General features: G+C 59.3%; 10 protein-coding genes. 5 read left to right on the top strand and 5 right to left on the bottom strand.

Features of this window, described 5'->3' with window-relative positions; all coding sequences use genetic code 11:
* Positions 1 to 184 precede the first annotated feature (184 nt).
* Positions 185 to 1,156: a 4-hydroxy-3-methylbut-2-enyl diphosphate reductase gene (locus tag HMPREF2935_RS08685; protein WP_062035508.1), complete on the top strand. Its 972-nt coding sequence runs from the start codon at positions 185 to 187 to the stop codon at positions 1,154 to 1,156.
* A gap of 103 nt (positions 1,157 to 1,259) precedes the next feature.
* Here the strand turns inward: HMPREF2935_RS08685 and HMPREF2935_RS08690 are convergent, their stop codons facing one another.
* The 3 genes from HMPREF2935_RS08690 to HMPREF2935_RS08700 form a co-directional block, all read right to left on the bottom strand.
* The gene (locus HMPREF2935_RS08690; protein WP_070732825.1) at positions 1,260 to 2,222 is read right to left on the bottom strand and encodes a DUF6542 domain-containing protein; all 963 of its coding nucleotides are present in this window, start codon (positions 2,220 to 2,222) and stop codon (positions 1,260 to 1,262) included.
* Between the two features lie 90 nt (positions 2,223 to 2,312).
* Positions 2,313 to 3,386 carry a DNA recombination protein RmuC gene (locus tag HMPREF2935_RS08695; RefSeq protein WP_070518692.1) on the bottom strand — a complete coding sequence of 358 codons (1,074 nt, stop codon included), beginning with the start codon at positions 3,384 to 3,386 and terminating at the stop codon, positions 2,313 to 2,315.
* A gap of 46 nt (positions 3,387 to 3,432) precedes the next feature.
* On the bottom strand, positions 3,433 to 4,962 hold the full coding sequence (locus HMPREF2935_RS08700) for an AI-2E family transporter (RefSeq protein WP_070518691.1): 1,530 nt from the start codon (positions 4,960 to 4,962) through the stop codon (positions 3,433 to 3,435).
* Between the two features lie 47 nt (positions 4,963 to 5,009).
* Between HMPREF2935_RS08700 and ychF the strand changes: the two genes are divergently transcribed.
* The gene (gene ychF / locus HMPREF2935_RS08705; protein ID WP_061921651.1) at positions 5,010 to 6,095 is read left to right on the top strand and encodes a redox-regulated ATPase YchF; all 1,086 of its coding nucleotides are present in this window, start codon (positions 5,010 to 5,012) and stop codon (positions 6,093 to 6,095) included.
* Between the two features lie 280 nt (positions 6,096 to 6,375).
* The gene (locus HMPREF2935_RS08710) at positions 6,376 to 7,284 is read left to right on the top strand and encodes a cation diffusion facilitator family transporter (protein ID WP_070732828.1); all 909 of its coding nucleotides are present in this window, start codon (positions 6,376 to 6,378) and stop codon (positions 7,282 to 7,284) included.
* On the opposite strand, the gene HMPREF2935_RS08715 is transcribed toward HMPREF2935_RS08710, so the two are convergent.
* Entirely contained in the window at positions 7,281 to 8,273 is a 993-nt protein-coding gene (locus HMPREF2935_RS08715; protein WP_070496836.1) for a winged helix DNA-binding domain-containing protein, read from the bottom strand. The two genes, HMPREF2935_RS08710 and HMPREF2935_RS08715, sit on opposite strands and share 4 nt — an antisense overlap.
* 33 nt (positions 8,274 to 8,306) lie before the next feature.
* Positions 8,307 to 9,854, bottom strand: coding sequence for a succinic semialdehyde dehydrogenase (locus tag HMPREF2935_RS08720; protein ID WP_070732830.1), 1,548 nt, complete (start codon positions 9,852 to 9,854; stop codon positions 8,307 to 8,309).
* Between the two features lie 366 nt (positions 9,855 to 10,220).
* On the opposite strand from HMPREF2935_RS08720, the gene HMPREF2935_RS13610 reads away from it, so the two are divergent.
* The gene (locus HMPREF2935_RS13610; RefSeq protein ID WP_256380783.1) at positions 10,221 to 10,517 is read left to right on the top strand and encodes a D-arabinono-1,4-lactone oxidase; all 297 of its coding nucleotides are present in this window, start codon (positions 10,221 to 10,223) and stop codon (positions 10,515 to 10,517) included.
* Positions 10,518 to 10,560: 43 nt separating this feature from the next.
* On the top strand, positions 10,561 to 11,227 hold a 667-nt coding region (locus HMPREF2935_RS12780; RefSeq protein WP_141756045.1), incomplete at its 3' end, for a GTP-binding protein.

Raw genomic sequence — 11,227 nt, forward strand, 5'->3', positions numbered from 1 at the left:
TCTATTGCCCAGCCCGGACATGTGGTCTTCGGGGTCAGCCAGCTTGGGCAAATTTAAAGGTCAGCGGGCCAGGGAAAGTTCGAGCGAAGTCACATTGCTGTCCACGCCAGAAATAGGCCACCCATTGCCTTTGCAAAGCGGCCCAATCTACTGTTTCAAAGCAGTTTTAGATACGCTGGAAAGCATGACTGAGACTGGCAAGAACGTTCTCCTGGCAGCACCGCGCGGTTATTGTGCCGGTGTTGATCGCGCAGTTGAGACCGTGGAGAAGGCACTTGAGAAGTACGGCGCACCGATTTACGTGCGCAAGCAGATTGTCCACAACCGCTACGTCGTGGAATCGCTAGCTGAGCGCGGCGTCATTTTCGTCGAGGAAGCATCCGAAGCGCCCGAGGGCGCGCACCTTGTCTTTTCCGCACACGGTATCGCTCCGGCGGTGCGTGAGGAGGCTGAAGGCCGCAAGCAGCTGACCCTTGACGCAACTTGCCCGCTGGTGACCAAGGTGCATAACGAGGCGCGCCGTTTCCAGCGAGATGGCTACCACATCTTGTTGGTGGGCCACGAAGGCCACGAAGAGGTCGAAGGCACCGCCGGCGAGGCTCCTGAGGTCACCCACTTGGTCGATGGCATCGAGGGCGTCGACAAGCTGCCTGAGTCCTTGCAAGATGAAAAGCTCATCTGGCTATCCCAGACCACCCTCTCGGTGGATGAGACCATCACTATTGTGAATAAGCTGCGCGAGCGCTTTCCGCACCTCGAGAATCCGCCTTCAGACGACATCTGCTACGCCACCCAGAACCGCCAGGAGTCGGTGAAGAATATTGCTCCGAAGTGCGATTTGATGATTGTGGTGGGCTCGAAGAATTCCTCGAACTCCGTGCGCCTAGTTGAGGTGGCGCTAGAGGCAGGAGCCAAGGCTTCCCACCTCGTCGACTTCGCCCGCGAGATCGATGAGGCGTGGCTCGAAGGCGTCGAGACCGTCGGTGTTACCTGTGGTGCTTCTGTACCTGAGCTGCTCGTGCGCGAGGTGCTCGAGTTCCTCGACGAGCGTGGTTACAGCAACGTTGAGCAAGTTACCACTTCCACCGAGACTATCCAGTTCTCTCTGCCACGTGAGCTGCGTCCGGCGCGCACGTCGCAGGCCCCAAAGGCTTAAGGGGCCCTCCTAAGCCACAACAAAAGAAAAGCACTCAGATCAGTAAATGGCTGCCCTGGGTGCTTTATTGATAGCTAGTATTCGAGCTGGTTTGCGCGGTGAACTAGTCTTCGTCGTAGAGATTGTCTTCCAAGAACGAGGACTTTGGCTTTGCCTTGGACGCATAAGGCTTGGTGGTTTCGGCTTCGCGGGATTCACCTACATCGCCAGCACGGCGTGCGGGGTCGGGGCGGCGCGGTGCGAAGTCGGAATCGTCGTACTCCGCCGAATTAGCTGTGGTACCCCGCTCGCGGGCCTCACGCGCCTCGCGGTAGGAGCGTGCTTGAGCCACGCGCTCTTCGTGTGCGCGCTTGAGCTCCTCACTGCTTGAACGGCTCTTTTCCACGCGCTCTCGGGCTTGCTGCTCGCGTTCTTCAGCCTGGCGGCGGCGACGAACTTCACGGTCCAACTCGCGGGCACGGGTACGGCGGCGCGGCGAACTCTGGGGAAGTGCTTCACCTGAGCCTTCTGCTTCACGGCGGTTACGAGCTATAAGCTCGGCAACGGAAAGACGCTCGTTGGTAGTGCGCTCATTGGTTTCTTGCTCCGCGCGACGGGCAACCTGTGCCTTGGCGTCGCGGGTTCGAGCCACGTTCTTGTGTCGCCATAGACGGACCACGGCAAGGGTAGCGCACAATAAAAATACGATGAGCAACCAGGGGAAACGCTCGATGAAAGGGAACGCTGCGGATAGCAGGGACGTGGTCGAAAACGGCGATGCGCCTTTTGGCGCGGCTTGAATGGACAGCACCCAGGAGGTCAACACAATCGCGACCGTAAACAGAACTGGAATGCTGACAACTAGGAGGTACAAGCTGCGCAGGCGGGCGAAGCAGGTGACTGCCAGCGCACCGGCCGCGGAGATGATGAAGAATAGCCAACCAATCGAACCCACGGCAATCGTGATCAGTGCGGCTACGACGAACGTGGCTACTAGGCCAAGGAGACCCTTGGCTAGCGGCAGCTCATGCGCAGCGGCGGAGGTTTCACGCGCGGCTCGGTGGTTTCGATTTTTGGCAAGTGACACGCCGGAAGATTCTACAGCGTTGGCTGGGCTTATCGGTATTTCTTCGCCCGAATGTGGCGAAATTTATTTCCGTGAAGGAGGTAAATGCAGCTATTCCCCAAAGCGTAGGTGCCGCGGTTCTGCCTCGATGGGGTGCGGGGAGACCGGTTTTTTATCGGTGCGTGCTGGGATCTCCAGCTCGTAGAGCCTGCGTGCAGTAACCCCCACTCGTAAATCCAAGGAGCCGAGACTGGAGTTGAATGCTTCGACTGCTTTTTCAAGGCTGCGACCGACTTTCTCATAGTGCTCGTTGAGAGTGCCTAGCCGCGCATAGAGCTCGCGGCCAAGACGTTGCACCTCGCGTGCCTTCTCTGAAATGTCTTCGTGCCGCCATCCCAGCGCCACAGTGCGCAGGAGCGCAAAAAGTGTGCTTGGCGTGGCGATGACGATGTTGCGCCCGAAGGCGAACTCGAGCAGCTCAGGATCGATGCTCAATGCGGCGTCTAGGAACGGATCCGCCGGGACGAAGAGCACTACGAACTCAGGAGTGGGAGAGAAGGCCTCAATGTAATCGCGATGGGAGAGCGCTTGAACATGGTTGCGTAACAGGTGTGCGTGCCGGCGGAGGTAACCTGCGTGCTCCTCTGGATCTTCGGTGTCCATTGCGTCCAAATAAGAAGAAAACGGCACTTTGGCATCGACAGCGATGTTGCGCCCACCTGCTAGATGCACTACGAGGTCGGGGCGTACGGATTTTCCGTTGAGTGTTGCTGTTACCTGGGAATCGAAATCCACGTGTTTGGTCATGCCGCCGATTTCCACGACGCGTTCTAGTTGCATCTCGCCCCAGCGGCCGCGGACGTTTGGGGAACGCAGAGCGCCCACGAGCTTGTCAGTGCGATCTGTCAGCCTGGATGAAGTCCGGGTAACTGCCTGGACTTGACTTGATAATGCTGCTAGGGCAGTGGCGCGGTCTTCCTCTAATTCCTGCAGTTTGAATCCCAAGCGGTCCATAGCTTTCTCTAAAGGCGCAAGCTCCGCTTGCCGGCGTTGCGATTCCTGTAGCGCGCGATGCTCATCGCTGGGGCGCGTGGAATTGCTGCGGTATTCGCGCAGCAGCCAGCCCAAAATGGCGCCGATGAAAAGACCTAGAAATAACAAAAGCACGGGCAAGGTGGTAGACATAGCCACCACCTAAGCACGTGCTCCGGACATTGCCGTTTGTCTTGGCCTAATCTTCGCGGCGTGGATGCAACAGATGTTCGACGCGCGACATAGCCTTTTGCACGCCACCTCGAACAACGCGCATCTGCGTGCCGCGGGAAGCAGGTGCTTCTCCCTCGCCCTTACCAGTAGGGCGGGCATCCATATCGACCGCGGCGTCGAGGTGCGGACTATTGCCGTGATTAGCAACATCGGCAGGTACGGCCTCCGGGGCGGCGTGGTCCGGCATCGCCAACCAGGCCTTCCGCTTATGATCGCCCTGCTCTTGGGTATAGCGGCCAATGAGGAAGCCTGCCACCGTGGCAAAATGCATATCCTCTGCGGTTTTCTCGCCAGACTGCAGCATCATCATGTCCTGAAAGTAGCGATACGCCACAGCGAACATCGCGGCCGCTGGCACAGCCAAGAACGCACCCACGAGGTTAAAGAGAGCAGAGCCCACAGTGACGGAAGTCAGCACAACGACGGGGTGCAGGTTCATCGCCTTAGATTGCAACCAGGGGGAGAGCACGTTGCCCTCAAGCTGCTGGACCAAAAGCACGAGCGCCAAGACCAACAGTGCTTTGGTGATTCCCAGGGAGACCAAGGCGATGGTCACCGAAAGCGCGCCCGCGACGATAGCGCCAACGAAAGGAATAAAGCCCGCAACGAAGGTGATGATGGCCAGCGTTAGTGCCAGCGGGACCCCGATGATGGCCAGGCCAATGCCGATGAAGATGGCGTCGACTAGCGATACGAGCGCCTGGGCACGCACGAAACCGCCCAGTGTGTTCCAGCCTCGGGTGAGCAGTTCCGTCAAATGCCAACCGGTGCGCCGGCCCGTGGCTTCGCGCAGCCATGGCAGGAAGCGGTGACCGTCCTTCAGGAAGAAGAAGGTCAAGACCAAAACCACCATCAAGGTCACGATGATGTTGGTTGCCTGCCCAATACCGTTGAACACGGATCCTGCAATGGTGCCGGCCTGCTTTTGTGCCCAGGCGGCGATCTCATCGATGTAGGTGCCGATCTGATCCTCATTGAGATTCAGCGGCGGCTGCTGGACCCATAGGCGCAGTGCCTGAATGCCGTTGGCTGTTTGCAAATAAAGCGTTTGGGATTGCCGCACGAAATTCGGCGCGATGAAAAGAAACAGCGCGCCCAGTGCGCTGAAGGAAACCAAGATCGTCAACGCCGCTGCTAGCGAACTTGGCACATGGTGGCGGCGTAGCCACCGGGTGATCGGAGCCAAAACTGTGCAGATGATGAGAGCCAACAGGATAGGCAGGATGCCGCGCCAGAGGTTGCCGGCGATGCGGAAAAGCGCATAAAGGAAAAGACAAATGACGAACAGGCGCAGTGCCCATAGGGAAGCAGACTTAATTACCTCGCCGACTACAACGGAACGGTCGACTTGGTCTCCGGGTGGGTGAGGGGAGACGTCGTCAAGCGCTGCGGCATCAACAGACTCGTCAAAACGATCGCCGAGCCCAGCGTGGTCCGGATCCGAGTGGTGACCGGATGGCGGCGTGGATGATGAGGAAGGCGAATGAGAACTCACCCCACCATCTTGCCTTAAAAAACCTTGGGTGCGTTAGGATTGCCCCTGTGAGTCTTACACTTGGAATCGTCGGCCTGCCTAACGTTGGCAAGTCCACGCTGTTTAATGCCCTGACCCGTTCTGACATTCTGGCAGCGAACTACCCGTTCGCCACCATCGAGCCGAACGTCGGCCTCGTTGAGTTACCGGATCACCGCCTTAACCGCTTGGCGGAGATCTTTAGCTCCGAGCGCATCCTGCCGGCGACCGTGTCCTTCGTGGACATCGCCGGAATCGTCGAAGGCGCATCCAAGGGTGAAGGCATGGGTAACGCCTTCCTTGCCAACATCCGTGAGGCAGATGCTATCTGCCAGGTCGTGCGCGCCTTTGCCGATGACAATGTCATCCACGTCGATGGCAAGGTCGATCCCGCCCACGATATTTCCGTGATTAACACCGAGCTCATCCTGGCGGATCTGCAGACCATCGAGAAGGCTTTGCCGCGACTGGAGAAGGAAGCACGCAAGAACAAGGAGCTGGCTGAGACCGTCGAGGCCACCAAGAAGGCACAGGAAATCCTGGAGGATGACCGCACGCTCTTCGCCGCTTCCAAGAATGGCGAGATCGACCTCGCACTGGTTCGTGAGCTTCACTTGATGACGGCGAAGCCGTTCCTGTACGTGTTCAACTCCGATGAAGCAGTGCTTACCGACGACGCGAAGAAGGCCGAGCTCGCCGAGCTCGTCGCCCCAGCAGAGTGCGTGTTCCTCGATGCACAGACTGAGACCGAGCTGCTTGAGCTCGACGAGGAAGAGGCAATGGAACTGCTCGAGTCCGTCGGCCAGACCGAGCCTGGCCTGGCAACTCTGGCTAAAGCAGGTTTTGCCACCCTCGGCTTGCAGACCTACCTGACCGCAGGCCCGAAGGAAGCGCGTGCTTGGACCATCAAGCAGGGCGCGGCGGCTCCTGCCGCAGCAGGCGTCATCCACACCGACTTCGAAAAGAAGTTCATTAAGGCTGAGATCGTCTCCTTCGATGATCTGGATGCCGCCGGCGATATGGCCACTGCCCGTGCTGAGGGCAAGGTCCGTCAAGAAGGCAAGGAATACATCATGCAGGACGGCGACGTCTGCGACTTCAAGATTGGTGGTTAGCGCTCGCCTGAGATTAAAGCTGTAGTCTCAGCATTGCTTGAGCCGCCGAGTTGTTGGCAACTCGGCGGCTTGCTAACCTAAAAACTCCTGAAGGGGAGTAGCTCCTCCGCGGCCTCCCATGGCGGCGGATGGATGGTCGACATACTGGTGCCTTTGCGCCCGGCCACCCAGCTTGCGAAATTCGTGAGTGAGCGAGACCTTCGGTCCGTAGTTCCTACGTCGACCGATTGTCCCCGTTGTTGGATGCTCGGTTGGCGCCAAACTAACCGAAGGTATCTGTATGGCACTTCCTTCCGAGCAGCTCCTGCTTGAGCGTTTCATGAAGCTGTCCATCGCGACGGCTGTTCTCACCATTGTTTTAAAGGTCCTTGCGGCCATGCTTACTGGCTCCGTCGGCTTCCTGTCTGACGCTTTGGAATCCGGAGTCAACCTCGTTGCTGCAGTAGTGGGCTTCATCGCCCTTCGCATTGCTGCGAAGCCGGCTGACGCGAACCACCAATTCGGCCACGGCAAGGCCGAATATGTTTCCGCGTTGGTAGAGGGCGCGATGATCTTCGTCGCCGCAGCACTCATCATTTATACCTCTGCATTGCGCTTGCTCAACCCCCAGCCTTTGGAACAGCCAGGCATTGGTTTGGCGCTTTCGACGCTAGCTTCGGTCCTTAATCTGGCTGTCGGTCTGGCGTTGCTGAAAGCGGGCAAGAAATATCGTTCGGCAACGCTTCAAGCTGACGGCCATCACTTGCTGACTGACGTGTGGACCTCTGTTGGCGTCCTCGTGGGCATCGCGCTGGTTGCCCTGACGGACTGGCTGTGGCTCGATCCGATGGTCGCTTTTGCAGTGGGCATCAACATCCTGTGGACCGGTTACAAGCTGCTCAAAGAATCCTTGAGCAGCCTGCTTTCCGAGTCCTTGCCCAAGGAAGAGCACGCTGAGCTTGATGCGCGACTTGCTGAGCTTGAGGATGAATTCGACGTGTTGTTCACGTCCCGTCGTACCATCGCATCGGGCCGCCAGCGCTTGGTCTATCTCACCATGGACGTGCCTGGCGAGTGGACAGTTCTTGCGGCCCACGACATCGCGGATCGCATCGAGGACAACATCGACGAGGTTTTCTCAGGCGCCGAAGTGTTCATCCACGTCGAGCCCGCCGGCACGGTGCATCGCCGCATCTTGCGCATGCCTTAAGCGGGTTCACGCAGGCTAGCCACGGCCATACCGTTTTCCATCACCCACGGCCAGCTAAGCCCGTTCTTGGTGAGAATATCTGGGCGTAATTCATCGGGCAGAATCCACTCCTTGTTGGCGTAGCCCAACAAGTATTCGTCGAAGGCGGGAAGCTCGAGCCGCAGCGCCAATGCGACCGAGATTTCCTCTGCGGTCACGTCCTGCTGCCATGGGCTGAGCCAGAAGGTTTCGCCCTCGTGCTCAGCCCGCACCAATCCGGAGTTTTCGAGGGCCTTGGCTGCTTGGCCTTTGGCGAGCATGGTCCACCAAGCTAGGTCGGCGGCACTCACCGGACCATGTCCATTGACGTAGCGCAGTGCTAGCTCGCGGAGCGGCTCCTCCGGTTGACGTTGCTCGACGGGGAGGACATCGACGTGCATGAACGTTTCCTGCTTGCCGTGCTTCGGTCCTTGGACGAGGTCGCCCGCGCCACCGAATGCGCGCAGCAGGTGCGATCCACGGCCGCCATCCGGAGCGATGCCAACTGACCGGAAGATCTCGTAGGCCTCGGCGCGGGTTAGAGTCGGCGTCGTGCTTTTAAGGGCGGCGTCGTGAAGTGCGGCGTGTGCGCGGTTAAACAGGTCTTCGTCGAGGCCCAACCCTGGGCGCCGGGCTTGCTGGCTGCGCGCGACACGGGGATAGAGCAGGCGGGACATCCAACGCACGTCGGCAGCAGGCATGAAGTGGACCGTGCCGCGCTGCGGCCAACAGCGCACGACCTGGAACTCATCGATGGCGTTGAGCACTGCGGCATCGTCTGGCGCTGCGGATCCTTGGGTGCTGCGCAGGGCCAGCGCGCGCACGCCCGCGGCATAGTTCTGCCCTTGGACTGCCATGAGGTGTTCGGCCGCAGCCAGCGGTGAAGTGGTGGCTGGGCGCGCCGCCGAAGGGGCCAGGCCCTGGGCGATGAGGCGGCGGGCGCGAAGTTCAGGCAGCGTTAGATGGAGCATTGCTTAAACTTTATTCGGACTTTCTTGATGCTGCTACAAGCGCAGCGCCTTCATGGCCGCCATGCCCGTGGTGATGAGCTTCTGGAAGCGCTGCGGCGGCAGTAGCTCTGAGGGCGCCAGCGGGTGCAGCTTTTGCTCGGCTACGGTGCGCTCATTTGCCCACAAGCGCATGCCGGTAATACCGTGGCGGTGATTGAGGCCGGACTCCTTTACGCCGCCACCCGGGGCGGCAATAGAACCATATGCTGCGGCAAAGCCCTCGTTGATATTGACCATGCCGGCTTCCAGCTGGGAAGCAACCTCCCAGCCGTGGCGGGAGCTGCCCGACCACACTGAGGCGCATAGGCCGTAGTTCGTGTCATTTGCTGCGTGGATGGCAGCAGCATCAGAATCGACCTCGTACACAGCCAACACTGGGCCGAAGGTCTCGTTAGCGAAGAGCTCCATTTCCTGCGTTACCCCAGTGAGCACCGTGGGCTCAAAGAAAAACGGACCGAGTTCCGGGCGATGCTTTCCGCCGTAGACAATCGTTGCGCCCTTGTCCACAGCGTCGCGCACATGAGCTTGGACGGAGTCGAGCTGCTTTTGCGAAGTCAGGGAGCCGATAGTTGCGGCATCGGAGAACGCTGCGCCCAGAGTCTGTTTATCGAGGGCCTTTTTAAGCGCAACGAGGAAGTCCTTATAAATGTCCGTGTGCACGTAGGCACGTTCGGCGGACATACACAGTTGGCCCGAGGACGAGAAGGCCGTGCGCACGGCGCCGCGAGCGGTGGGCTCAAGGGGGGCGTCGTCAAGCACCAGCATTGGATTCTTACCACCGAGCTCCAACATTGTGGGGATGAGACGTCCGGCCGCCTGGGCAGCAATGGACTTGCCCACCTTGGTGGAACCGGTAAAGGAAAGACCGTCGACGAGGGGGATCAAGGCGTCGCCCACCTCCGCGCCGTTGCCCGGTACTAGCTGCCAGGCAGCCTCTGGTAGGCCGGCTTCAATCGCCAGCCGGCGGACCAAGATTGCCGTCAGCGTGGTCTGGGAATCAGGCTTGTGAACCACAGAGTTGCCAGCAGAAAGCGCCGCCAGAACGTCGCCCACGCCCAAGGAAAGCGGATAGTTCCACGGGGAGATGAGCCCCACGACGCCCAGTGGGTAGTGCTGGGTGCGCGTCTTGGTGAGCACCGGCAACGCGCCGGGATGTCGCTCCGGACCAAAGGCCTTGCGTATGTTCACGCCATAAAAGCGCGCGCAGTTATAGAGATCCATCACCTCGTCGTAGGCGTGCGAGCGGGACTTGCCGTTCTCAGCCTGAATGAGGTCGAGGATGAGCTCTTCATGTTTCCGGATTAGGTCGTGGAGCTTGAGCAGTATGCGCCCGCGATTGCCCTGGCCTACCCCGGCCCGTGCGGTGGTGACGGCAGCGGCGACGTCCTCAGGCGTGGCCGTGGGGAAGGAGAAAAGCTCTTCGCCTGTAAACGGCATGAGTGCTGTGTGTTGAGCGCCGGAACCGCGCACGTCGCCTACCGGGTTGGTGGCCAGGAAATCAGAGACGCGCGGCGGGAGATGAGCACTAGTGAAGGTTTTCATGGAGTCTATAGTGCCAGAAATTGATTGTGATATGTATCGCAATCATGGTGCGAGTATGAGTAGCATTACTTTATGGCAACGCTTTCAAAAATTCCGAGCCCGCAGCTCCGGGAAACTATCGCGCCACTCGTCAGGGCCGGCGAGGCGGCTGCCCCTCTTGGTGTCATTGACATTGCCGCTTTCGACTTCAACGCGGAACAAATGGTGACGCGTGCGGGTGGGCTTCCCATCTGCGTGGCGTCAAAGTCGGACCGCGGCGCTCACTCATCCGCACTCCCGCGAAGTCGACCACTGGCGGATGGGCCTGAAGCGGTGCGAGAAATCCGACGTTTAATTGATGCACAGGGCTGACAGATTGCTTTCCCGCTGGAGCTACGCACCACGGCACCTGACGACGTCGCGCTGTCTACCGCCAACGGCCGCGAGTCGATGTACATCGCGTTCCACGTCCCGCGTTTCAAAAACCCATACGAGTACATGCCAAAGGTGGAACCCATTCTGAAGGCTGCCGGCGGCCGCCCGCACTGGGGCAAGATGAACGCCTTGACGCGGGCAGACTTCTCCGCGCTGTATCCGCGCTTCGACGAGTTCTGTGCCCTGCGTGAGGAACTGGACCCGCAGTGGCGCTTTGGTTCTGATTACACGCGGAGGGTCTTCGGTTAGGTCGTAGTTGTCTCCGTAATTGAAAACCATTATCATTTGCGGAATGACTACACCCGTAACTGTTCTTTCTGGATTCTTAGGCAGCGGCAAGACCACCGTGCTCAATCACCTTTTGGCCAACCGTGAAGGCCGCAAGCTAGCCGTCATTGTTAACGACTTCTCCGAGGTCAACATCGACGCGGCGCTCGTTGCAGAGGAGGGACACCTCGAACGCGGCGAAGACCGTTTCGTGGAGCTGTCCAACGGCTGCATCTGTTGCACACTGCGTGAGGACCTCATCGACTCGGTTGCGCGCCTTGCAAGGTCAGGCAAATATGACCAGATCATCATTGAGTCGACCGGCATCCCGGAGCCGATGCCGGTTGCCGCCACTTTTGAGTGGGAATTCGAAGACGGCTTCAAGCTGCAGGACTACGCGAACATCGACACGATGGTCTTCCTCGTCGACGCTTCGACCTTCTTAGACCAGCTACGTCGCGGCCGCAGCCTTGTCTCACAGGGAATCGAAGCGACTCCGGAAGATGACCGGACCATCGCGGACCTTTTAGTGGACCAGGTTGAGTTCGCCGACCTTATCTTGATTACCAAGACCGATCTCGTCGACGCGGAGGAGACCGAGCGGGTCATCGCTACCGTCAAGGCTATGAACCGCCGCGCCAAGGTGGTGCCGGTGACCAACGGCGTCATCGCCACCGAGCTCATCCTCGATG

Source organism: Corynebacterium sp. HMSC076D02, assembly GCF_001813815.1.
Taxonomy (GTDB): domain Bacteria; phylum Actinomycetota; class Actinomycetes; order Mycobacteriales; family Mycobacteriaceae; genus Corynebacterium; species Corynebacterium simulans.

Bases quoted from the DNA above. Each gene is read 5' to 3' on its own strand.
- HMPREF2935_RS08710 (WP_070732828.1), top strand. From the start codon at position 6,376: ATGGCACTTCCTTCCGAGCAGCTCCTGCTTGAGCGTTTCATGAAGCTG.
- HMPREF2935_RS08685 (WP_062035508.1), top strand. From the start codon at position 185: ATGACTGAGACTGGCAAGAACGTTCTCCTGGCAGCACCGCGCGGTTAT.
- HMPREF2935_RS08720 (WP_070732830.1), bottom strand. From the start codon at position 9,854: ATGAAAACCTTCACTAGTGCTCATCTCCCGCCGCGCGTCTCTGATTTC.
- HMPREF2935_RS08715 (WP_070496836.1), bottom strand. From the start codon at position 8,273: ATGCTCCATCTAACGCTGCCTGAACTTCGCGCCCGCCGCCTCATCGCC.
- HMPREF2935_RS08695 (WP_070518692.1), bottom strand. From the start codon at position 3,386: ATGTCTACCACCTTGCCCGTGCTTTTGTTATTTCTAGGTCTTTTCATC.